General features: G+C 63.2%; 21 protein-coding genes and 1 pseudogene (1 of these 22 cut by a window edge). 16 read left to right on the plus strand and 6 right to left on the minus strand.

Going from position 1 to position 22896, the window contains the following annotated elements; translation table 11 throughout:
• Window positions 1-28: 28 nt before the first annotated feature.
• From THIVI_RS19325 to mutL, 4 genes are all read left to right on the plus strand, one after another.
• Complete coding sequence (locus THIVI_RS19325; protein ID WP_245537316.1) at window positions 29-1543, plus strand: NAD(P)H-hydrate dehydratase; 1515 nt, start codon at window positions 29-31, stop codon at window positions 1541-1543.
• The gene (gene tsaE / locus THIVI_RS19330; RefSeq protein WP_014780221.1) at window positions 1528-2001 is read left to right on the plus strand and encodes a tRNA (adenosine(37)-N6)-threonylcarbamoyltransferase complex ATPase subunit type 1 TsaE; all 474 of its coding nucleotides are present in this window, start codon (window positions 1528-1530) and stop codon (window positions 1999-2001) included. Before THIVI_RS19325 ends, tsaE begins: the two co-directional genes overlap by 16 nt.
• A gap of 208 nt (window positions 2002-2209) precedes the next feature.
• The gene (locus tag THIVI_RS19335; protein ID WP_014780222.1) at window positions 2210-3637 is read left to right on the plus strand and encodes an N-acetylmuramoyl-L-alanine amidase; all 1428 of its coding nucleotides are present in this window, start codon (window positions 2210-2212) and stop codon (window positions 3635-3637) included.
• A 42-nt stretch (window positions 3638-3679) separates the two neighbouring features.
• Complete coding sequence (mutL, locus tag THIVI_RS19340; RefSeq protein ID WP_041447104.1) at window positions 3680-5530, plus strand: DNA mismatch repair endonuclease MutL; 1851 nt, start codon at window positions 3680-3682, stop codon at window positions 5528-5530.
• A 252-nt stretch (window positions 5531-5782) separates the two neighbouring features.
• Here mutL and gluQRS read toward each other — a convergent pair whose 3' ends face one another.
• Together gluQRS and dksA are read right to left on the minus strand one after the other, a co-directional pair.
• On the minus strand, window positions 5783-6718 hold the full coding sequence (gene gluQRS, locus THIVI_RS19345) for a tRNA glutamyl-Q(34) synthetase GluQRS (protein ID WP_014780224.1): 936 nt from the start codon (window positions 6716-6718) through the stop codon (window positions 5783-5785).
• A 31-nt stretch (window positions 6719-6749) separates the two neighbouring features.
• Window positions 6750-7184, minus strand: coding sequence for an RNA polymerase-binding protein DksA (dksA, locus tag THIVI_RS19350; protein ID WP_014780225.1), 435 nt, complete (start codon window positions 7182-7184; stop codon window positions 6750-6752).
• Between the two features lie 248 nt (window positions 7185-7432).
• On the opposite strand from dksA, the gene THIVI_RS19355 reads away from it, so the two are divergent.
• Both THIVI_RS19355 and THIVI_RS19360 read left to right on the plus strand, forming a co-directional pair.
• Window positions 7433-8212 carry an HAD-IA family hydrolase gene (locus THIVI_RS19355; RefSeq protein ID WP_014780226.1) on the plus strand — a complete coding sequence of 260 codons (780 nt, stop codon included), beginning with the start codon at window positions 7433-7435 and terminating at the stop codon, window positions 8210-8212.
• Between the two features lie 8 nt (window positions 8213-8220).
• Window positions 8221-9405, plus strand: a complete 1185-nt coding sequence (locus THIVI_RS19360; protein WP_014780227.1) for an aminotransferase class I/II-fold pyridoxal phosphate-dependent enzyme — start codon at window positions 8221-8223, stop codon at window positions 9403-9405.
• A 16-nt stretch (window positions 9406-9421) separates the two neighbouring features.
• On the opposite strand, the pseudogene THIVI_RS19365 reads toward THIVI_RS19360, so the two are convergent.
• A pseudogene (locus tag THIVI_RS19365) lies at window positions 9422-10532 on the minus strand (IS5 family transposase).
• A 237-nt stretch (window positions 10533-10769) separates the two neighbouring features.
• The gene (locus THIVI_RS19370) at window positions 10770-11093 is read right to left on the minus strand and encodes a hypothetical protein (RefSeq protein WP_014780228.1); all 324 of its coding nucleotides are present in this window, start codon (window positions 11091-11093) and stop codon (window positions 10770-10772) included.
• A 152-nt stretch (window positions 11094-11245) separates the two neighbouring features.
• On the opposite strand from THIVI_RS19370, the gene zapE reads away from it, so the two are divergent.
• The 10 genes from zapE to cysZ all read left to right on the plus strand — a co-directional run bounded on the left by zapE (window position 11246) and on the right by cysZ (window position 18538).
• Complete coding sequence (gene zapE / locus THIVI_RS19375) at window positions 11246-12322, plus strand: cell division protein ZapE (protein ID WP_014780229.1); 1077 nt, start codon at window positions 11246-11248, stop codon at window positions 12320-12322.
• Window positions 12323-12388: 66 nt separating this feature from the next.
• Window positions 12389-12634 (plus strand): exodeoxyribonuclease VII small subunit, encoded by a 246-nt coding sequence (locus THIVI_RS19380; RefSeq protein ID WP_014780230.1) that lies wholly within the window; start codon window positions 12389-12391, stop codon window positions 12632-12634.
• Complete coding sequence (gene ispA / locus THIVI_RS19385) at window positions 12624-13517, plus strand: (2E,6E)-farnesyl diphosphate synthase (protein ID WP_014780231.1); 894 nt, start codon at window positions 12624-12626, stop codon at window positions 13515-13517. Before THIVI_RS19380 ends, ispA begins: the two co-directional genes overlap by 11 nt.
• Before the next feature lie 219 nt (window positions 13518-13736).
• Window positions 13737-14447 carry a hypothetical protein gene (locus THIVI_RS19390; protein ID WP_014780232.1) on the plus strand — a complete coding sequence of 237 codons (711 nt, stop codon included), beginning with the start codon at window positions 13737-13739 and terminating at the stop codon, window positions 14445-14447.
• Window positions 14448-14728: 281 nt separating this feature from the next.
• On the plus strand, window positions 14729-15046 hold the full coding sequence (locus THIVI_RS19395; protein ID WP_014780233.1) for a DMT family transporter: 318 nt from the start codon (window positions 14729-14731) through the stop codon (window positions 15044-15046).
• A 120-nt stretch (window positions 15047-15166) separates the two neighbouring features.
• Window positions 15167-16021 carry a GTP cyclohydrolase FolE2 gene (gene folE2, locus THIVI_RS19400; protein ID WP_014780234.1) on the plus strand — a complete coding sequence of 285 codons (855 nt, stop codon included), beginning with the start codon at window positions 15167-15169 and terminating at the stop codon, window positions 16019-16021.
• Between the two features lie 26 nt (window positions 16022-16047).
• Window positions 16048-16737, plus strand: coding sequence for an alpha/beta fold hydrolase (locus THIVI_RS19405; protein WP_014780235.1), 690 nt, complete (start codon window positions 16048-16050; stop codon window positions 16735-16737).
• Between the two features lie 54 nt (window positions 16738-16791).
• Window positions 16792-16974: a hypothetical protein gene (locus tag THIVI_RS19410; protein WP_014780236.1), complete on the plus strand. Its 183-nt coding sequence runs from the start codon at window positions 16792-16794 to the stop codon at window positions 16972-16974.
• Window positions 16975-17026: 52 nt separating this feature from the next.
• A complete protein-coding gene (locus THIVI_RS19415) occupies window positions 17027-17323 on the plus strand; it encodes a hypothetical protein (protein ID WP_014780237.1) in 297 nt (98 codons plus the stop codon).
• A 30-nt stretch (window positions 17324-17353) separates the two neighbouring features.
• On the plus strand, window positions 17354-18538 hold the full coding sequence (cysZ, locus tag THIVI_RS19420; protein WP_014780238.1) for a sulfate transporter CysZ: 1185 nt from the start codon (window positions 17354-17356) through the stop codon (window positions 18536-18538).
• On the opposite strand, the gene THIVI_RS19425 is transcribed toward cysZ, so the two are convergent.
• Together THIVI_RS19425 and THIVI_RS23055 are read right to left on the minus strand one after the other, a co-directional pair.
• Window positions 18535-19455 carry a diguanylate cyclase gene (locus THIVI_RS19425; RefSeq protein ID WP_041447768.1) on the minus strand — a complete coding sequence of 307 codons (921 nt, stop codon included), beginning with the start codon at window positions 19453-19455 and terminating at the stop codon, window positions 18535-18537. The genes cysZ and THIVI_RS19425 overlap by 4 nt on opposite strands.
• Window positions 19442-22896, minus strand: the 3' portion of a protein-coding gene (locus tag THIVI_RS23055) for a CHASE domain-containing hybrid sensor histidine kinase/response regulator (protein ID WP_014780240.1). It continues 277 nt past the right edge of the window; the window shows 3455 of its 3732 coding nt (coding positions 278-3732); its start codon lies off the right edge, out of view; the stop codon is at window positions 19442-19444. The genes THIVI_RS19425 and THIVI_RS23055 overlap by 14 nt, the downstream gene beginning before the upstream one ends.

Genomic DNA, 22896 nt, shown 5'->3' on the forward strand with positions numbered 1-22896 from the left:
AGGAAACGCCATGACTTCGATCCGCCCGATGCCCGACAGAGACCGACTGCCTCATGCGCTCTATCGCGCCGAGCAGGTTCGCAACCTGGAGCGTATCGCGATCAAGGGATATGGAATCGCCGGACTCGAGTTGATGAACCGCGCCGGGGCCGTCGCCTATCGGATGCTCCGCGCCCGCTGGCCGACGGCGCGGCGGCTGGTCGTCCTGGCGGGTGTCGGCAACAATGGCGGCGACGGTTTTGTCGTCGCCCGGCTGGCGCTCGCCGACGGTCTGTCGGTGCGCGTGCTGCAACTGGGCGAGACGGAGCGTCTGCGCGGGGAGGCCGCCGAGAGTTGCGCCGCGTATCGTGCCGCGGGTGGCGTCCCGGAAGCCTATCGGGGATTGCCGCGCGATGCCGATCTGATCATCGACGCCTTGCTCGGAACTGGCTTGGAACGGACGGTCGAGGGCATCTGGGCGGAAGCCATCCAGGCCGTCAACGACCAACGGGCGCGCGTGCTCGCGCTCGATCTGCCCTCGGGGCTGCATGCCGATACCGGTCGCGCACTGGGCGTGGCGGTGCGCGCCACGGCGACGGTCAGTTTCATCGGTCTCAAGCAGGGACTGTTCCTCGGAGACGGACCAGACTGCCGCGGCGAGGTGCATTTCAGCGCGCTCGACATCCCGGCAGCGGTCTACGCGCGCGAGATCCTTTCGCTGCGTCGCATCGATTGGGATCAGCAGGGACAGTTGCTCGGACCTCGTCCGCGCACGGCCCACAAGGGCGATTGCGGGCATGTGCTGATCGTTGGCGGCGCCCCCGGTATGTCCGGCGCCGCGCGTCTGGCGGGCGAGGCGGCGCTGCGCGCCGGGGCTGGACTGGTCACGGTCGCCACCCATCCCGACCACGCGGCCTGGCTCAATCTGAACCGCCCGGAGCTGATGGTGAGCGCAGTGGCCGGGCCGAAAACGCTTGAGCCCTTGATCGCGCGGGCGGATGTCGTCGCGATCGGCCCTGGACTGGGTCGCGCGGACTGGGGCAGGCGGCTTTGGCAATGTGCGCAAGGTAGCGCCAAGCCGCTGGTGGTCGATGCCGACGCGCTCAATCTGCTCGCCGAGACGCCCGCGAGGGGAGCGGATTGGGTGTTGACGCCGCATCCCGGCGAGGCCGCGCGGCTGCTCGGGGTCCGCGTGTCGGAGGTGGAAGAGGATCGTCCGCGCGCCGCCCGCGAACTTCAGCGGCGTTTCGGCGGAGCGGTCGTGCTCAAGGGTGCCGGTAGCCTGATTCAAGGCGATTCGCAGCGACCGCCGGCGGTCTGTAGCGACGGCAATCCAGGAATGGCGACGGCGGGTTCGGGCGACGTCTTGACCGGCGTGATCGCGGCCCTGCGCGGCCAGGGTCTGGACGCGGAGGATGCAGCCTGCGCCGGGGTCTGTCTGCATGCGGCGGCGGGCGATCGCGCGGCCTTGCGGGGCGAGCGCGGACTGCTCGCCGGCGACATCGTTTCCGCCTTGCGTGCGGTTGCCAATGGTATTGGAGAGGACGAATGCAGATTCGATTGAATGATCCGGAGGCCCAGCTTGCGTTCGGCGCGCGTCTCGCCGCCCTGCTGCCATCCGCCTGCGTGCTCTATCTGGAAGGCGATCTCGGCACCGGCAAGACGACGCTGACGCGAGGGATCCTTCGAGGGCTCGGCCATCGCGGCGCCGTGCGCAGTCCGACCTATACCCTGATCGAGCCGTATCAGGTTCCGAGCGGACCGCTCTATCATCTGGATCTCTATCGTCTGGCGGATCCGGAGGAATTGGAATACCTCGGACTGCGGGATCTCATGGGCGAGGACGCGCGCTGGGTGATCGAATGGCCGGATCGCGGGGCTGGAATGTTGCCGGCGGCCGATCTGCGGATCATGATCGAGTCTCTCGACGATGGACGCCGTCTGACGCTGTCGGGCGGGACAATGGAAGGTTGCTCGATCGTTGCCGCGCTGATCGACGCGGAAAATGCCGGCGCGCGATAGTGGTTGCAAATGGACGACAAAGCCTGAAGACGCGTTTAGGAAAGGAGCCTAATCGTCGGATTCGTCTTGGAAAGATGTCCTCGCAACTGCTATCTTAATGAGACAGCGTCCGGGATGATTTGCGTTGTCGGGAAATCGGCCCGGCCTCGCCCGAACCAGCAAGCAGCGTCGCTAAGACGGTTTCTTGAGAGTGCACCGAGACGACACCGTGAACAGGTTCATCGTATTTTTTTTGCTACTGATTTCCTTGCCCGTCGCCGGCTCTCCGGCGTCGGTCGAGTGCGCGGGCGTCTCGACCGACGATGGGAAGACACGTCTGATTCTCGCGACGACGGCCTCGGTTTCTCATCAGGTCTTTACCCTGGATGGCCCGGATCGGGTGGTGATCGATATCGCCGACGCCAGGCTGATCGGCAAACTGCCCGAGGCCACGGCACAGGATCCGACTCTGATCGGTTTGCGGAGCGGCGTGCGCAATCAGGGGGATCTGCGCATCGTCCTCGATCTCAAGCATGCCGTTCGGATCAAGAGCTTTTCGACGCCATCCGCGGATGGTCATGGGCATCGGCTGTTTGTCGATCTGATCCCGAAAGGGAATGCCAAATCAAGCGGTGACCCGCGCCGAATGACCGCATCGACGGCAATCGCAACGGCAAATTCTCCGGCGGCGCCACGGACGGGTGCCTTGCGGACCGCCGTGATCGCCATCGATGCGGGACATGGCGGCGCGGATCCGGGCGCGATCGGACCCACGGGAATCCGCGAGAAGGATGTCACACTGGCGATTGCCCGTAAGCTGGCAAGCCTGGTCGACAAAGAGCCGGGGATGCGCGCCCTGATGATCCGCGATAGCGACGATTTTATCGGTCTGCGTCAACGCATCCTGAAGGCGCGGGAGCACAAGGCGGACATTTTCATCTCAATTCATGCCGATGCCTTTAACAATACCGACGCGCACGGTTCATCCGTCTACACCCTGTCCAATGTCGGCGCGAGCAGCGAGGCGGCGATGTGGCTGGCCGATCGGGAGAACAGCGCCGATCTGGTCGGCGGTGTCGACATCTCGGCCAGCGACGATCTACTCGCGACCGTGCTCCTGGACATGACCCAGAATGCCACCATCGAGCACAGCACCGAGGTGGCCAGCGCGGTGCTTTCCTATCTGGGGGCGGTCGGCGACATGCACAGGAAAGATGTCCAGCGGGCCGGTTTCGTGGTGCTTAAATCGCCGGATATCCCGTCGTTGCTGGTCGAAACCGCGTTCATTTCGAACGCGGACGAGGAAAAGCGATTGAAGAGCAATGCGCATCAGCAGCGGCTCGCCCAGGCCATTCTCGCGGGCGTCAAGGCGTACCTCAAAAAATTCCCGCCACGGGGACTCCAGACCGCGTCAGCGGTCGTTTCCTCGACGGCTGGCCCCACGCATTCGGCCACTGCCAGGGCGCCGGCGATTCAGGCATCGGCGGGCAGTCGTCCCAACGAGACGCGCGGGTATGTCGTCAACTCGGGAGATACCCTGTCCGGGATCGCCAAGCGCCATCGGGTAAGCCTGTCCTCGCTGAGGGCGGAAAATGGACTTGAGGAAGGCGATATGATTCGCGCCGGTCAGGTTCTCGCGATTCCCGCGGATTCCTGAGCGAGCGTGCCGCACACCGCCGGGCCTGTTTTTATCGGTGTCATGTCCACTCCGATTCGTATCCTGCCCAGTCATCTCGTCAACCAGATCGCCGCTGGCGAGGTTGTCGAGCGTCCCGCCTCCGTGGTCAAGGAGTTGATTGAGAACAGCCTGGACGCCGGCTGCGGACGCATCGAGATCGAGGTGGAGCAGGGCGGGGTTAAGCGTCTGCGGGTGCGCGACGATGGTCGCGGCATCCCGCGCGATCAGCTCGCCCTGGCGCTCGCGCGCCATGCCACCAGCAAGGTCGCGGATCTGGCGGATCTGGAAGCGGTCGCCACGCTCGGTTTTCGGGGCGAGGCGTTGCCCAGCATCGCCTCCGTGAGTCGGCTGACCCTGACCTCGCGGACCGCGCTTTCCGAGGCATCGGCCTGTGACGAGGGTCGTGCCTGGGAGGTCACGGTCGGCGCCGACGGGCAGATCGAGGATCCGCGTCCCGCCGCCCATCCGGTGGGGACGAGCGTCGATCTCCGCGATCTTTTTTTCAATACGCCCGCGCGCCGCAAGTTTCTGCGCAGCGACAAGACCGAGTTCGGCCATCTGGAACAGGTCGTCCGCCGCATTGCCCTGGCCCGACCCGACATCGGATTCCAGTTGCGCCATAACGGCCGGCCGGTGCTCGACCTCGCCGCAGCCAACGGGGATGACGCGGGCATCCTGAGTCGCCTGGACCGACTCCTGGGCAATGGTTTTTCCGCCCAGTCGCTGGCGCTCGACGCGTCGGCGGTGGATCTGCGGCTGCATGGCTGGGTCATGCGTCCGGCCTTTTCGCGCAGTCAGGCCGATCAGCAGTTTTTCTATGTCAACGGGCGCATGGTCCGCGACAAACTGGTGACCCATGCCGTGCGTCAGGCATTCAGCGACGTGCTGCATCATGGACGCCATCCGGCCTATGTGCTCTTTCTGGAGATTCCGCCGCGGATGGTCGATGTCAACGTTCATCCGGCCAAGCACGAGGTGCGCTTTCGCGAGGGTCGGCAGGTACATGATTTCCTCTTCCGGTCGCTGCAACGCCGTCTATCGCAGGGAACCCTGGGCGTCTCGCCCGTCTCCGCCGGAACCTTCGGCGCGTTGCCACCATCCGCAGGGGGGGGCGATCAGGTTGCAGGACACGTCCGCGCGGCCTCCCGGCCATCGCGCCCTTCGACGCTGTCGCTTGGCATCGGCGATGCGCGCGGGCGCTATCGGACGGATCAAGCCTTCCAGCAGCCGCCGTCCGACGCTGACATGGCCACCGCCGAAACGCCGGTCCAGAAGGGCGATCCCGACATCCCGCCGCTGGGCTATGCGCTGGCGCAGCTCAACGGTGTCTATCTGCTCGCGCAGTCAACCGACGGACTCATCGTCGTGGACATCCACGCCGCCCATGAGCGGATCGGTTACGAGCGGCTCAAGACCGCCTGGAAGGACGGGCGTCTGGTCCGTCAGCCCCTGCTCCTGCCCTTGACCGTCCAGGTCAGTCCACGCGAAGCCGACTTGCTGGAGAGCCAGTCGCCGGTGCTCGACCGTCTCGGTCTGACGATCGATCGCCTCGGCGTGGATACCTTGGTTGTGCGGGAGGTGCCGGCCCTATTGCGGCAGGCGGACATGGAGCGCCTGGTGCGCGATCTGCTCGCGGACCTGACCGAGCACGGCAGCAGCGGGCGAGTCGAGGAGGCGATCGACAGCGTGCTGGCGACCATGGCCTGTCACGGTGCCGTGCGCGCCAATCGTCGCCTGACCCTGGACGAAATGAATGCGCTGCTACGCGAGATGGAGCGCGTCGAGCGGATCGATCAGTGCAACCACGGCCGTCCGACCTGGGTCCGGGTCAGTCACGGCGAGCTTGATCGACTGTTTTCGCGTGGACGTTAGGCGATTTCCGGGCAAGATTTTACCGATTTCCGTTCATCCTGAGCCCTGAGCCCTTCGGCTTCGCTCAGGACAGGCTTGCCGAAGGGTCGGAGGATGAACGGAAATCGCGCTCAGAGACCGACATTGCCTCCGTTCTTGGTGAGCCCTGAGCGCAGTCGAAGGGTCGAACCAAGAACGGAGGCAATGTCACGGCGAACGGAGGCAATCTGGGTATGATCTTTTCCAAAAATCACCTTAAGGCGCGTCATCACTTCAAGCATCGCCGATGGCAATTGACGCACTGGCCGGTACCCGTTCGATCCGCCACCGGGCGCTGGCCTGTGACCAGAAGTGCTCGATCGGACAGCCACGGCGCGAACTCTCCAAGGGCAGCGCCTTCTGGCCCAGCAACTCCCAAGCCCGTCTCAGGGCCGGGAGCGGGTCGCTCGGATCGACCGGCGCGGCGGCAAGCGATTTGCTGAGTTTGCGGCCCTCGGTATCCACCGCCAGCGGCACATGGGCATAGTCCGGCTGAAGCAGGTCCAGAAACCGCTGGAGCAAAATCTGACGCGGCGTGGAGAGCAGCAGGTCGGCGCCGCGCACCACTTGCGTGATTCCCTGCCAGGCATCGTCGACGACGACCGCGAGTTGATAGGCATGGATGCCATCGGCGCGCCGAAGCACGAAATCGCCGACCGCTTCCGCGATCGACTGCTCCTGCGCGCCCTGGATGCGGTCCACGAATGCGATCGGCGGCGCGGGCGCGCGCAGTCGCACGGTGCGCGGCAGGCGTCCCGGCGGCAGACCCGCCGTCCGACAGGTTCCAGGATAGATGGGGCCTTCGCGACCTGGCAGGCCCAGCCGGGCGATTTCGGCGCGGCTGCAACCGCAGGGGTAGGTCAGGCCGCGCGCGGCGAGTCGATCCAGCGCGGACTGGTAGGCGTCGGAGCGGTGACGCTGAAACAGGACGGGTTCGTCCCACACGAAACCGAATGCCTGGAGGGTGCGCAGGATGCCGTCGGCGGCGCCGGGAACCTCGCGCGCGCGATCCAGGTCTTCCATGCGCACCAGCCAGGCGCCGGCATGCGCGCGGGCGTCGGCGTAGCTCGCCACGGCCGCGAGCAGGGAGCCGAAATGCAGCGGTCCGGTCGGGGAGGGGGCGAAACGCCCCCGATAGCCCGCCCGGGCAGCGGAGACTTGCCCGGACATCGGCTCAGGAGGAACGAGGGCGCGTCGACGCTCAGCCGCGTTGCTTTTCGCGGATCTCGTCGAGCGTCTTGCAGTCGATGCACAGCGTGGCGGTGGGACGCGCCTCTAGCCGGCGGATGCCGATCTCCACGCCGCACGCCTCGCAGTAGCCGTAGTCGTGCTCGTCGAGACGATCGATCGCCTCGTCGATCTTTTTGATCAGCTTGCGCTCCCGGTCGCGGGTGCGCAGCTCCAGGCTGAATTCCGACTCCTGGGTGGCGCGATCGTTGGGGTCCGGGAAATTGGTCGCGTCGTCCTGCATATGGTGGACCGTGCGATCGACCTCCTCCATCAGGGACTGCTTCCACGCCAGCAGGATGTTGCGGAAGTGCTCCTCCTGCTCGGGGTTCATGTATTCTTCATCGGTAGCGGCGTTGTAGGGCGCGAATCCGAATCCCGTGGTTTCTTGTGTTTTAGCTTCGGCCATTGATCTCTCCCGAAGGCTCTTGTCGTTGGGACACCCACAGCGTGGATCCGAAGTCATTTCCGGATCCGCACCGCGAAAAACGCTCTTAAGTACCAGATATGCGTCAATGGGGCAACTCGACAGATCGCGAGATCCCAGATATGACCGCTCCGCGGAGCGCAAGCGATGCGCGAGCATCCGGAGTCGGGTACTCTTCGCGCTCGCGCATCCCGTGCGGACAGAGATGATTCAGCTTTTGGAGTCCTGGTATGTATGGGTTCAAGGCCATTCTTTTCGATGTCGATGGCACGCTCGCCGATACCGAGCGCGATGGACATCGACCCGCCTTCAATGCCGCCTTCGCGGAGGCCGGTCTGGATTGGGTTTGGGATGTCGAGCGCTATGGCGAACTGCTGGCGGTGACCGGCGGCAAGGAGCGGATTCGCTATTTCATGGAATCCGACGGGATCCGGCTCGACCCGGCGCTGGATCCGGAGGCCTTTGTCGGCGGCCTGCATCGCGCGAAGACCCGGCAGTATGTGTCCATGCTGCAAACCGGGGCGATTCCGCTGCGCCCCGGCGTACTGCGTCTGTTGCACGAGGCGCGCGCGGCCGGGATCCGGCTCGCGATCGCGACCACCACCACGCCGGAGAATGTGACCGAATTGCTCGACCATTGCGGCGAGCCCGGTCTGCGGGACTGGTTCGAGGTGATCGCGGCCGGGGATGTGGTTCCGGCCAAGAAGCCGGCGCCAGATATCTTTCGGCTGGCACTCGCCGAGTTGGGGCTCGACGCGCGCGAGTGCGTGGCGGTCGAGGATTCCGACAACGGCGCCCGCGCGGCGCTGGCGGCCGGGCTGAAGGCGCTGCTGGTGACGGTGAACGACTACACCGCCGCGCAGGATTTCGCGGCCGCGCCGCTGGTGGTGGACCGGCTCGGCGATCCCGGCCAGCCCGTTCGGGTGCTGTCCGGCGCGCTTGGCGGGAGTCCCTTCGTCGATCTGGCGGCGCTGGATCGGCTGCACCGTCTGGCCCATCCGGCCGCTTGACGCCGTCCATGCCGAGCGTCAGCGACAGCCATCTCGCGGCCCGCGCCCAGGCGGTGGAGCCCTTTCATGTGATGCGCCTGCTGGCGCGGGCACGCGAACTGGAGGCGCTCGGGCGTTCCATCGTGCATCTGGAGATCGGCGAGCCGGATTTCCCGACCCCCGCGCCCATCGTGGCGGCGGGACAGGCGGCGCTTGCCGAAGGTCGGACGCTCTATACCCCGGCGGCGGGTCTGCCGGCCTTGCGGCAGGCCATCGCGGAGGAGTATGGGCGTCGCGACGGGGTGGACGTCGAACCCGCGCGCGTGCTGATCGCGCCTGGCGCCTCCGGCGCCTTGCAACTGGCCTTTTCCGCGCTTCTGGAACCAGGCGACCGCGTGCTGATCGGCGATCCATCCTATCCCTGCTATCGTCAGGTGCTGCGGCTGATGGGAGTCGAACCGGTGGCGGTGCCGCTGGGACCGGAGAACGACTATCGGTTGACCGCCGGGCAGGCGGAATCGGCCTGGGGACCGGGGATTCGCGCGGTGGTCGTCGCCTCGCCCGCCAATCCGACCGGCTCGGTGCTGGATCCCGCCACACTCGCCGAGCTTTACGCGCTTTGCCGCGCGCGCGGGGCGGTGCTGATCGTCGACGAGATTTATCAGGGACTCACCTACGAAACGCCCGCCCGTACCGCCTTGTCGATCGGGTCGACCGATCTCTATGTCATCAATAGTTTTTCCAAATATTTCGGCATGACCGGCTGGCGCATCGGCTGGGCGGTCGCGCCGCGGGAGGCGGCCGGTGTGCTGGAGCGTCTGGCGCAGAATCTCTATATCGCCGCCAACACGCTGGCCCAGCACGCGGCGCTGGCGGCCTTCGACATGACGACGCTGGCGATCGTCGAGGAACGGCGCGGGATCTTCCAGCAACGTCGCGACCGACTGCTGAGCGCGCTGCGCGGGCTCGGTTTCGCGATTCCGCACACGCCCGCCGGCGCCTTCTATCTCTACGCGGGTCTACCCGAGCGGGTCGCGGAGGACGCGATGATCTTCGCGTCCCGGTTGCTGGAGGAGGCGGGCGTCGCGGTGACGCCCGGTCAGGACTTCGGCGAACATGAAGCGGGGCGCCATGTGCGCTTCGCCTACACCCGTGATCTTTGCGAGCTGGACGAGGGGGTGCGACGGATCGGCGAATTTCTTTCAGGCTGCTGAGAGGGTGTAGACAAAATCAAACCGTTGTGGTCAACCGCCGCAGCAGGATGCGCGCCTCCGCCAGCCAAACCCAGGTTTCGGAGACCGCTGGCAGACGGTCATGATGCATGATCAATCGACGGGCACGCTCATTCCACGCATGGGTGCGCTCGACAACCCAGCGCTTCGGCAGCGGAACGAAGCCGTCGGCGTTGGCGATCACCACTCGGTCAGGCGCCCCGTCCACGTGCCAGGAGCCAACGCTTTTGTTGGCTGGATGGCGCACGACTTCCACGCGGATCGCGTGGGTCTGCTCGGTGGTTTGGGCAAATTGACCGGCGTAGGCGCTATCGACAAACAGCGTGTTGATCTGGGGGTACTTGGCGGCCGCGTCAGCGACGGCGCCCGAGGCGGCATCGCGGTCCTGAAGATTGGCCGCGACCACGCTCACCGCCAACACGAACCCCAAGGTATCGACCACCAGGCTGCGCTTGCGCCCCTTGACCTGCTTGCCCGCATCAAAGCCGCTCGGTCCACCCTGCGGCGAGCCGCGGGTCGATTGCGCATCCAGCACCGCCGCCGTCGGCGCGATCTCACGCCCCTCGCGTTCGCGCCATTGCCCCCGCAGTCGATCATGCATCTGCTCAAACTTCCCAGCCGCACTCCAACGGCGAAACGTCTTGTAGACATTCTGCCAAGGCGCGAAATCGTGCGGCAGCATCCGCCACGCGCACCCCGTGCGCACCACGTAGCAACACGCCTCCAGGATGCTCCGGCGCGACACGCGGGGCGGTTGACCCCGCCCGCCCGGCACTCTCAAAGAGAGCGGCGACCAAGTCCCACTCCGCATCGGTCAGACAACTTGGGTAGCTTTGGTCGGGGTCGTGGCGACGATGCGCATCCGTATACCCATACCGACGCGGCGTTGCGCGCGCTTGCGCCTCGAGACCACTCTCGCCCCGGAGGCGCGTGACGCCCGCCTCCCGCAAGGACTTGCGAATCGTTGCTTCATGAGCCTCGATTCCCGTCCGTGCCGCGAGTTCCCGGGCAATCTCTGACAGCGTGGAGGTCGGGCGATCCGTGACAATTTGACGCAATACCGCTTGCTCCGCCTCGTGAATCTTGGGGGGACGACCAGCTTTCGACATCAGCGCACACCAGCTCAGTTGTAGACTGGTATACAAATAGCAGCTCAATTATTTTTGTCTACACCCTCTGAGGCGAATTTCGCAAATGACTTGACCGAGCGTCAAATCCCGTAGGAGCCCGCTTGCGGGCGACGGTTGGGCGCATGGAAGGCGGCTTGGCGGGCCACGTCGCCCGCAAGCGGGCTCCTACGGGTAGGATCTTTTCCAAAAACGCCTGATCCCTCACGCATCGGTGCCTCACCCAGGCTCTTCGGCGGTCCGAACTTGTACTGCGGCGGGCTCGAAACCGGGCGCGGGTCGGTGGCCGATCTGTTCCGGCGCGACGAAAAAGAACCCGCAGGTTTGCGGGGTCAGGTTCTCGGCCGCGACGCGCGGATATTTACGACAACTTGGCGGGCGGAAAAGATAGACCGAGCAACTGCTCAATCCCGCGTCATCGAAGCGCAGAAAAGGGCAGGGGTAGGGGAGCTTGCAACAGCTACCACAGCGGTTGCACTCGCCGCGACGATTCGGATCGATGGGCAACAGGGAGGTCAGAAAACGTCTGGTTTTATTGAGCATGGTTTGGTATCTCGGTTGGACGGGAATATCCTGATCGTGTCAGGCGTCGCAAAATCGTCATGAGATGCTAATGAAAAGCCCTGCCACTGTCACTTAAACCCATCGGCGAAAATACCAGTCTGGCCGCTGGACGCTCTTTTTCGGTTCCGGACATGTCTCAAGCCAACATCTCGAATTCCTTTCATCCCTGCGACAGCGCCCAACGCGAAGCGAGCGAATTGCTTCTCGCCCTGCGCCAGGCGTTGCTCCGCGAGCCGTCCCGGCAACCCCGGCGCAGCGTCTGGAGACGGCTCCGGAGTCGTTGGTCCGGGCCCGCGCTCCCGGTGCGCGGTCTGTATCTGTGGGGCGGCGTCGGGCGCGGCAAGACCTATCTCATGGACTGGTTCATGAGCGAGCTGGAGGTGCCCGATAAACGACGGGTGCATTTCCATCATTTCATGCGGGAGATCCATGGGGCAATGGCGCGTCTGCCCAGGCAGCCCGATCCGCTGGAGGTCGTCGCCGACGGTTTGCGCGCACAGGCGCGGGTGCTCTGTCTGGACGAGTTCATCGTCACCGACATCGCCGACGCCATGCTCCTGCATGGTCTGCTGAAGGCGCTCTTCGCGCGCGGCATGACGCTGGTCACGACCGCCAACGCCCGCCCCGACGATCTGTATCGCAATGGCTTGCAGCGGCCGTTGTTTCTACCCGCCATCGAACTGCTCAAACGGCACACCCAGGTCTTCGAGTTGGACGGTGGGGTCGATTATCGGTTGCGCACGCTGACCCAGGCGGGGGTTTTTTTTCTGGAGAGCGACGCTGGCGAGCGCCGGCTGGCCGAGGATTTCGCGCGGCTCACCGGGGGGCACGAGGTGTCATCAGGCGAGTTCTCGGTCAACGGCCGTGTGTTTCCGGTGCGTCGGGTCGGGATGGATGTCGTCTGGTTCGACTTCGCGGCGCTCTGCGCCACGGCACGATCCGCCTCGGACTATATCGAGATTGCCCGCGAGTTCCACACTGTTCTGCTGTCGGGCGTGCCGCGACTCGGTCCGAGCCAGGAGGCCGCGGCCCGCCGTTTCCTGCATCTGGTCGACGAATTTTACGATCAGCGCATCAAACTCGTGCTGTCGGCCGCCGCGCCGGTCGAGAAACTCTATCTTGGCGGCCTGCCCGACTTTGCCCATGAGCGACTGCTTAGCCGCTTGATCGAGATGCAGTCGACGGAGTATCTGGCGGCGGCGTCTTGATCGCGTTGGTTTGACCGCTCAACCAAGCTAGGCTACCGTACCGCCTAAAGTCCGATCCCGAACCCGATGAAAAAACCAGCCACCCCGCCCCCGCCATCCTTCGAGCAGTCACTGAACGAGTTGGAAAGCGTTGTCGATGCCCTGGAAAAGGGCGAGATGACCCTGGAAGAATCGCTGGCGGCCTTCGAGCGCGGCATCGGTCTTACCCGCGTCTGCCAGCAGGCATTGGACACGGCCGAGCAGCGGGTGCGCATTCTCACCGACACTCGGCCTAACGCCGAGCCTGAACCCTTCGAGCCCAATGACCGATAACAACCTGGACACCTACCGGACGCAGTGCCAAGAGCGTCTCGAACGCGCGCTCGACGAGCTTCTGCCGCGCGCCAGCGTACCGCCCCTGCGTTTGCACGAGGCCATGCGCTATTCGGTGCTGGGCGGCGGCAAACGCATCCGCCCGCTGCTGACCTACGCGACCGGCGAGGCGCTCGGCATCGATTCCGCCCTGCTCGACCGTCCCGCCTGCGCGGTGGAATTCATCCACGCCTACTCGCTGATCCACGACGATCTCCCGGCGATGGACGACGACGACCTGCGCCGCGGACGCCCCACCTGTCACCGCGCCTTCGACGACGCCACCGCCATCCTGGCCGGCGACGCGCTGCAAACCCTGGCCTTCCAATCGCTTGCCGAAGCCACCGGACTGGATGCGCGGATTCGCATCGCGATGGTCGAGCATCTGGCGCGCGCCAGCGGCTCGCGCGGCATGGTCGGCGGTCAGGCGCTGGATCTGGACGCCGAGGGCAAGGCGCTCGATGTCGCTATGCTCGAACATATCCACATCCACAAGACCGGCGCGCTGATTCGCGCCTCCGTGCAGATGGGTATCCTGGCCCACGGCGCGCTCGACGCGGACCGCGCCGAGCGTCTGGACCGTTACGCCAAGTGTCTCGGACTGGCGTTCCAGATCCAGGACGACGTGCTCGACGTGGAAGGCGACACCGCGCAGATCGGCAAGACCGCCGGGCGCGATCAGGCGCTCGACAAGGCCACCTACCCCGCCCTAGTCGGGCTGGCCGAGGCGAAGGAGATGGCAGCCGATCTGATCGCCGAGGCGCTGACGGCGATCGAGATCTTCCCGGACGGCGCCGATCCGTTGCGCTGGATCGCCAGCGCGTTGCTTGGGCGCAAGAATTGAACCGTTAAACCGCGTCCCGCGCGACATGCATCCGTTTCGAGCGGATGCGGTCTTGAGTTCATTGACGGACATTGCGTTAGACGCGGTTTATTTGGATGCGTTGAAAAAAGAGGATTCGGTCTAGTATCGCTAACGTGGAATCTGTCTAGCATTGTTAGCGTAGATTCTTTCTAACTCACTTTAGGTACGGGTACTCCAGTAACGAACGATTGGTGAACAATGGGTGTTCTAATCTTCAAGGGAATGACCGTCGGAATTTTACCCGGCGATTGCGTCATCTCTTTAGCTGAGTCAGGCGCATCAGAATCCAAGCTTATTCTGTCAACTGCCTACAACGTAATTCCGCTTTGGCTCAGGATCGCAAGGGACAGTCTAAATGATGCAAAGGTGGCATGCGATAACATTGCTCAGAACTGGAGTGATAACGCCGACTCCAAAAAGGCGCTATTGGTGGCGGAACTAGCGCCGTCAATGCAGGTTATCGTTTCCTGCGGGATTGCGCTCGACGCGCTTTACGACATGCTAAAACCATACGCCAAGCTATCTACAGATGACGTCGCTAGATGGAAGCGCAATCGCACTGGGCGCGGTACGCAAATCGCAGAGGTCGCCAGACGTGTTCTTAAATTCAAGAAGGAGCAGATGAAGGAGGTCAAGAAAGCGATCACAGAGATAATCAGATTTCGAGACATGGCTGTTCATCCGACACTTGAACTTAAGAACGCGCTCCCCCGTCCAGATCTCGAAATTGGCGTTGATTGGAAGTTTTCGGCATACAGATTCTCTAATGCTCAAGCGTGCTTCCATACGACAATGCAGATATTTATTTTTGCGCATCAGAGCAAGAATTTGGAAGAAAAGCTCGTCGTGGCGTTCGCTAATATATTCGAGGCGCTTGAAGAGCTTGGTGTCGTGAAGATCAATACCTAACATACTCCTGAAAAGCGAGCGCGCGCCACAGGCGTCGTGCTAACTCGCAAGGTCATCAGGGGCGCGCGCCGCTTTAGGCTGCCCGTTAGGCGAGGAATAAACAGACTGAACTTCAGTTCTTCCTAGCGGGACGGAGTTTGCAACCCCGTCCCGAGCGTTTGGATCCCGTAGACCTCACGCGTCGTCGAAACGGTTCCGGATGGGGTGAATACCCCGTCCGGCACGGGCGCATCAGCGTCTGAGTCTGACGATCGATTTCCCTGGTGCGGGGGAATTTTCTTATGAGTTGGTTTTATCTGATCTTTGCTGGCTTGCTCGAAATCGGATGGCCCATCGGGCTCAAAATGTCGCAGGATCCAGCTTCTCGCTGGAGCGGGATTCTGGTTGCGGTCGTCTTTATGACGCTCAGCGGAGTCTTTCTTTGGCTCGCGCAACGCCAAATCCCGATGGGTATCGCCTATGCGGTGTGGACGGGGATCGGTGCGGCGGGAACCTTTATGGTGGGGGTCTTGTACTACGGCGATCCCGCTTCTTTGGCAAAATATGTCGGTATTGCGCTCATCGTTGCCGGAGTGGCGACATTGAAATTAGCGCATTAATAACGGACCGACAAACGCTCCCAAACCAGGCACTAAGCTTGGTGCCTGCTGTTTTTTGACCCGCCAGCCCCCATTTCCACGGCGATGACAGCCGTGATGACCCGTCGAGGAAGTAACCCCATGGAGCAATTGCTCGAACCCAACTGCCGCGCAACCCCCACCGGCCTGGACATCGCCGACGTTCAGGGGAGCGCCGATACCCGCCGCATCGCCATCGATAAGGTGGGGATCAAGGACATCCGCCATCCGGTACGGGTGCGCGAGCGCGGCGGCGCCGAACAGCACACGGTCGCGACCTTCAACATGTATGTGTATCTCCCGCACGACTTCAAGGGGACGCACATGTCGCGCTTCGTGCAGATCCTGAACAACCACGAACGCGAGATCAGCGTCGATTCGTTCAAGGAGATGCTCACCGAGATGTCGCAGCTCCTGGAGTCCGAGGCCGGACATATCGAGATGCGCTTTCCCTACTTCGTCAACAAGAAGGCGCCGGTCTCGGGGGTCGCCAGTCTGCTCGACTACGATGTCACCTTTATCGGCGAGATCCGCCACGGTCGGCCGACCCTGGAGATCAAGGTGCTGGTTCCGGTGACCAGCCTTTGCCCCTGTTCCAAAAAAATCTCGGCCTATGGCGCGCACAATCAGCGCTCCCACGTGACGGTCCAGGTGCGTACCCAGGGTTTTATCTGGCTCGAAGAAATCATCGAGATGATCGAGCGGGAGGCATCCTCCGAACTGTTCGGACTGCTGAAGCGGCCCGACGAGAAATTTGTCACCGAGCGCGCCTACAACAATCCCAAATTTGTCGAGGACATGGTGCGCGACGTCGCCAAGTGTCTGAATGCAGACGCACGCATCGCGGCCTATGTCGTGGAGGCGGAAAATTTCGAGTCCATCCACAATCACTCTGCCTATGCCCTGATCGAACGGGACAAGACGCGCGAGGCAAAAATCGCCGAGGCATCGCTCTGAGCGAGCCCTCGCCGGAGTGCCTGCTGTTGCATGGCTTCACCGGCCGCGCGGAGGACTGGCGAACGCTGACCGGTAAGGATCCTTCCCGGCTGGCGATCGACCTTCCCGGTCACGGCCGCCGGGGCGATCCGCTCGGAACCTTTCGCGACGAGATCCAGGCCCTTCTCCAGGAATTGCCGACCAGCATCGAGCGGATCGTCGGTTACTCGTTCGGGGGACGGATCGCGCTGGGGCTTATCCAGGCCGCCCCGGAACGTTTCCGTGCCGCGACCATCATTTCCGCCCATCCGGGACTCACGGATTCGCTGCTCCGAGAACAGCGACGCGAGGCCGACCAACGCTGGATTCAGCTCCTGCGAACGCAGGGGGTCGATGCCTTCGTCCAGGCCTGGGAGAAGCTACCGCTCTTTGTCACGCAGAGTCGCCTGCCGCGCTCCGTCCTGGCACGACAGCAGGCATGCCGCCTGAGCCAACGGGCCGAGGGTCTGGCGAGTAGCCTGGAGCGGCTGGGACTGGCGGAGATGCCGAGCACCTGGGATGATCTGATGCGTTTTCCGGGACAGTTGCGCTGGATCGTTGGCGGAGAAGACAGAAAATTCCTGCGCATCGCGCGTCAGGTCGCGGAATGTCGTCCGACGACCGATCTGAGGGTCTTGGATGGCATCGGCCACAATCCGCTGCTGGAATCTCCCGATCTTCTAGCCGATCTCTTATAATTTTTCGTGATCGTTCTTCAGCAAGCCGAACACCAACCGACGAGAAACCCGAGCATGCAAGGCAATAACAACGTACCGCGCGCCGACCATCGCCAAACCGCGACGGACTACCTTCAGGCCGAGGACAATAACCCCCGCATCCGGATGGCCGAATGGGGATTCAAGGTGCTGTTCCGATTTTTCAGCATCGCGGCAACGCTCCTGGGCATGCTGAGCTTTCGCAGGGATCGCGCCTAACCGCGTCTTGAGACGAGATGCGTTTGCCAATTCAAGCCATCGCATCGGGACCATGAACTTTTTCACCGAACCGACCGCTTACGAAAAAACGATCCTCTCCGATCTCCAGGGCGCCTGGGAGTGCCTGCGGGCAACGCTCGTCGAGCAAGCCGGTTTCGCGGGTTGGGATAAACTGCTGTTTCACACCGATGAAGCGATGAGCTGGGAGACGGTGTGCCATCTGGAACGGATGGCGCCGCTCGTGGTACTGATCCGAAATCTCGCCATCCAAGGCCATGCACCCGCGCAAGTGATCGAGGAGATCGACGAGATTGCCGACATTCTCGCCGAGGTTTTGTCGGTTTCGTGAGCGAACCCTTCATCAAGAGCGAAACAACTCATGGTTAACCACTCCATCTCCGGCGCGGGCTATCTGTTCGAGGGCCTCCGGCTGATTGCCCGCCCCGGACTGCGACGGTTCGCGCTGATCCCGCTGCTGGTCAACATCCTGGTGTTCTCCGGCGCCATCTATGTCGGCGTCACCCAGTTCGAACTGCTCCTGGGGAGCCTGGAAGCCAGCGTGCCGAGTTGGCTGAGCTGGCTCGACTGGATCCTCTGGCCAATCTTCATTCTGCTGCTGCTGGTTCTGGTGTTTTACGGCTTTAGCCTGGTCGCCAATCTGATTGCCTCGCCATTCAACAGTCTGCTGGCCGAGAAGGTGGAATTGGTTCTGACCGGCCAGCCGCTGGATCAAGGCAACGATTACGCACGGATGCTCGCGGAGTTGATTCCGACCCTGCTCGACGAGATCGGGAAGATTGTCTATGCCCTGCTATGGGCCATCCCCTTTCTGATGCTGCTGTTCGTTCCCGTGGTTGGCGCCCTGTTATGGTTTCTCTATACCGCCTGGATTCTGGTCGTCCAGTACAGCGACTATCCCATGGGTAACCACGGCCTGAAATTCCGCGAGATGCGCCGCCGGCTACGTGGGCGACGGACGCTCAGCCTGAGCTTCGGGGCGGCGGCGGCGGGCATGGGGATGATCCCCGTGCTCAATTTTCTGCTGATGCCGAGCGCGGTCGCGGGCGCCACGGCGATGTGGGTGCGCGAGTTCAAGGACGCGACCAACTATCAGGGACCCCATGAGTCCAAGGTCGCGACCCGCCATGTCCTGCTGGCGATCAATCATCTTTCGGGGCGGATCAGCGGCGAGATTCTCGCCGGACCCTTGCGGGGTCAGGCGCTCGAACAAACCGCGACCGAGGATCTGCTGGAACTGCTGCGGACCTGTTATCTCACGGACGCCGAATCGGCCGAGGCATTGGAGGTGTATCTGTCTCGCGAACGCGGTCATCGGATCGACGAGCCGCCGCCACGGCATCGACCCGAAGCCGCGCCTCAACCTCAAGCCGCCCCCATGGATGGCCATGAGGCGCGCGCCATCCTGGGGATTGCACCGGACGCCGGGCTAGACGAGATCAAGACCGCGCATCGGCGGCTGATGCAACGGCTGCATCCGGATCGCGGCGGGTCGGATTATCTGGCCGCGAAGGTCAACGAGGCCAAGCAGGTTTTGATGAGTTAAGTCGTCGTAAACACGGTCCGATTGCGCCCCATTTCCTTTGCGCGGTAGAGCATTTTGTCGGCTCTTTCCAGCAGACTTTCCGGCGAGTCGGCGTCGATCAGGGTGTCCGCCGTGGTTCCGCCGATGCTGACGCTCACCACCGGCGCGCTGCTCGAAAAAGCGTGGGGTATGTTCAATTGCAAGATGTTTTCGCGGAGCCGTTCGCCCAGCGCGTAGGCATCGGCACGGTTGGTCGCTGGCAGAAGGACGACGAATTCTTCTCCGCCATAGCGGGTGACCAGATCCCCTGGCCGGGACAGACTCTTCATTAAGGACAAGGCGACCTGGCACAGACAGACATCGCCGGCCCCGTGTCCATAGTGATCGTTGTAATCCTTGAAATGATCGATATCGACGATCAGGACCGACAGCGGCAACCCCTCGCGCGCCGCGCGTTTGAATTCCATCCCGAAGGTGGTGACCAGTTGGCGGCGGTTCGCCAGACCCGTGAGCTGATCGATGTGCGACAGTCTTTCCAGCGCGTCGGTCTGTCGCTTGAGTCGCAGGTGGGTGCGGATCCGCGCCTTCGCGATGGGGAGCGAAAACGGCTTGGTGATGTAATCCACGCAGCCCAGGTTGAATCCCAGTTCCTGATCCTCGTCCGTATCCCGGGCCGTGATGAAGATCACTGGGATGAACTCGGTGACCGGATCGCTTTTCAGGCGTCGGCACACCTCGTAGCCATCCATCTCCGGCATCATCACATCCAGCAGGATCAGATCGGGTTGGGGCTCGAGCCGCGCGCCTCTCAGCGCGTCCTCGCCACGGCTGGCGACCTTGACCCGGTACTCGTGCCGCAGCGCATTGGCCAGTACTTTGATATTGGTCGGCACGTCATCGACGATCAAAACGACGGGAATCCCCTCATTGGCTGTCATCATCGGTGTCCAATTGCGTCAGCTTGCGGTGAACCAACTGTTCCAGGCACACGCTCGCCTTGCGGTAATCGATCTGATCGATATGGCGTCTGAACGCACGGTAGAGCGCCTCGTCGCGGGCTGGCACCGTCGCCTCCAGTTCCTCAAGCAACTGATCGGGGATCAGGTCCATCCCGCTCAACAGCGCCTCGATTTGGGCAGCCAGTTCCACCAGCGTCTCGGAGGGTGCGCTCGTCGCGTCGGCGGATCGCGGCTCGTCGGTCAAGGCCGCGATCGGATCCAAGGTCCGAGCAGGCGCCTGGCGTAACCCGTCCGGCACGGAGTCCGGACCATTTCTCTGTCGGTGTCCGGTGTCAAATCGTTCGGCGGCGGTTAGTTCCAGCGTCAATTCAAACGCGAAGGTCGTGCCGATGCCGGGTGTGCTCTCGATCTCGAACCGTCCGCCCATCAAGGACAGCAGTTTGCGACTGATGACCAACCCCAGACCGGTACCGCCAAAGCGCCGCGAGATCGATCCGTCAGCCTGGGTAAAGGGCTGGAAAAGACTGGACAGCGTTTCCGGCGACATCCCGATCCCGCTATCTTCAACCCGCCAGCGCAGCCGGGTCTGCGTTTCCTCGATCGCCAGGGCGGAGACCGCTAGCCTGACCCGACCCTGCTCGGTGAATTTGATGGCGTTGCCTAGCAGGTTGGTCAGCACCTGCTGCAGTCGCAGTGCGTCGCCGATCAAGCGGCGGGGAACATCGGGCGCGACCTCGATCCGGAAATCGAGCGATTTTTCATCGGCGGCGACGGCAAACAACGCCTGCAGCGTCTTCAGCAGATCGTCCAGATCGAAGTCGGCGCGCTCGATAGTCATGCGCTCCGCCTCGATCTTCGAGTAATCGAGAAGATCGTTCAGAATCCGCAGCAGACTTCGCGAGGAACGATAAATCGTCTCCAGATCGTCGCGCACGTCGGGAGACAGCGGTTTATTCTGCGCCAGTTGGGACAATCCGATGATCGCGTTCATGGGCGTGCGGATTTCATGGCTCATGTTGGCCAGGAATTCGGATTTGATGTGCGCCGACTCCTCGGCCAGTTCCTGCGCCCGCTTGAGCTCGGTCACGTCGTGGAAGGTGGCCAGATGAACGCCCTCGAAGGTTTGACCCGGCAGCGCGGCCCGGGCGATGACCACCGTGCGGATCGTGCCGTCTTTGCAACGGACGTTCAGTTCCTGCGGCTCGAATGTTCCGCCTTCGCGCTGAATCCTTGCCAGGTCTTCGAGCAGGACGTTTTCGATCCAGTGGCGATACTCCGGATCGGGATAGGCGTGGAGCCGCCAGTCCGCCCAGGTGGGAATGTCTTCCAGGGTATAGCCGAAGGTCGCGACGAAGGCCGGGTTCAGATAGGTGATATCGCGCATCGCGTAACCGATGGCCAGGGGCACCGGCGAGGCATCGATAATGGCCCGCGTTCTGGCCTCGCTCTCGCGTAATTCGGCCTCGGCCCGCTGGCGTTCCGTAATGTCCCGATTGACCCCGATTATCCGCTGGGGCGCATCGACCGCATCCCGGATCACTTTGCCGGAGACCGCGAGATGGTGAAGCGTGCCATCCGGCCAGTAGACCCTGAGCGTCTCTCGAAACAGATCGCACTCTTGCCGCGCATGTTCGATACCCGCTTCAATCCGGGTCAAATCCTCGGGATGCACCCACTCCCGCCAGGCTGCGTAAGCAACGACGCCATCCTCCTCCCGCCTGCCATAGAGTGCGTACATCCGCGCGTCCCAGATCAGCCGGTTGTCGCCGAAGTCCCACTCCCACACCCCGATGCCGCCGGACTCGGTCGCCAGTTGCAGGCGTTCCGCGAGTTGCCGCAGCGTCTCTTCCGCCCGTTTCCGCTCGGTGATATCAACGAAGGCGATGACCACCCCATAGTCGGGGTGGGTCGAGGGCATGGCGCTGACCGAGAGCCAGGTGACGCCCTCGGGCCGGGCGATGCCCATCTCCACGTCGCGCACTGTCCGCTGTTCGACCATCGCGCGCACGCTGGCGTATTCCTCCGGCGGCATCGGCGAACCGTCCGGGCGGAGGATCGCCCATTCCCGGCCGTCGTAGTCCCGCCGGAGATGCTCATCGCGTGTGATGCTAAGCAGGGCTTCCGAGGCACGGTTGCAGTCGATGATATGACCCAGGCGATCGGTGATGGAGATGCCCATCGGCAGCAGGTCGTAGATGGTCCGCAGCATGGTCTCGGATGCGAGCAGCGCCGCTTCGATTCGTCGACGACCAGTGATGTCGTGCACGATCGAATGCACAAGCGTGCGCCCGCCGACGCTCACTGGGCCGGAATAGACTTCCACGTCGCGGAGATCGCCGGAGGCCAGGCGATGCTGGAACTGGAAGTAGAGTTTTGTTTGCGCGACCGCAGTCGCCATCTTGCGACGCATCTCCTCGGCGGGAAGCGGATTGATGTCCGTGATGGACAGTGCCAGGAGTTGCTCGCGCGGATACCCATAGAACGCGACCGCCGCCGAGTTGGCGTCGACGATCCGCCCGGTCTCCGGATCGACCATCAGCTTGATCGCGCTATTGGCCTCGAACGCCTGACGGTAGCGCGTCTCGCTCTCCGACAATTCGTGCGTTAGCTCGGTGGCGATCCGCAGGGCGCGCGCGCGACCATGGACCAGGAGCCAGGCCACCAGGGTCAAAGCGAGCGTCCCGGCGCCACCGAGGATCGCGAGATATTTCGCTCGCTCATTCGTCTGTCTCGCTTCAAAACCGGGCAACGATCGAATCACGACGGACCAACGATGTCCGGCGATCTCGATATCCCGCTCGAAACGAAAGGCCGTTTCAACCCCCGGCATTTCGACATTCGCCCCGAGCGGATCCGAAGCGCCTACCCCGAGCGGAGTCGCGGGGTTGGAATCGAACAGCGGGGCCGACGGTGCGGGGGAGTCTCCATCATGAATCTCCAGACGCAGCGAGCGGCCCATGTCCTCGTAGTGGTTCTTGAGAATGCCCAACATCAGATCGTCCATGCGAAACGACGCATAGATCCAGCCCAGCAGGTTGCGCCGGCGTTCGTCCGGGGTCGCATGAGCCGCGTGTTTGACGTACAGGGGCATGTACATGAGAAAACCGGCCCGAACGTCCTGCTCCGTTTCCTGCACGAGCGCGACCTTGCCTGAAATCGCCAGTTCGCCCCGATCCCGCGCGCGCTCCATGGCCACGCGCCGCACCGGCTCCGAATACATGTCATACCCGAAGGCGCGAAGATTGCGGTCGGTAAAGGGTTCCAGATAGATGATCGAGGTCCAGGTTTCGCGGTCATCCTCGGGCCAGATCCGATAGTTCGGGAACCCTTCCCGGCGGATCCGGTCGAGATGGGCGGCCTTCTCGTGAGCCGGAATCCAGCGCGCGAAACCGACGCCCTGGATGCCCGGATAGCGCCGCT

Origin of the sequence: Thiocystis violascens DSM 198, from assembly GCF_000227745.2 — a bacterium.
GTDB classification, from domain to species: Bacteria; Pseudomonadota; Gammaproteobacteria; order Chromatiales; family Chromatiaceae; genus Chromatium; species Chromatium violascens.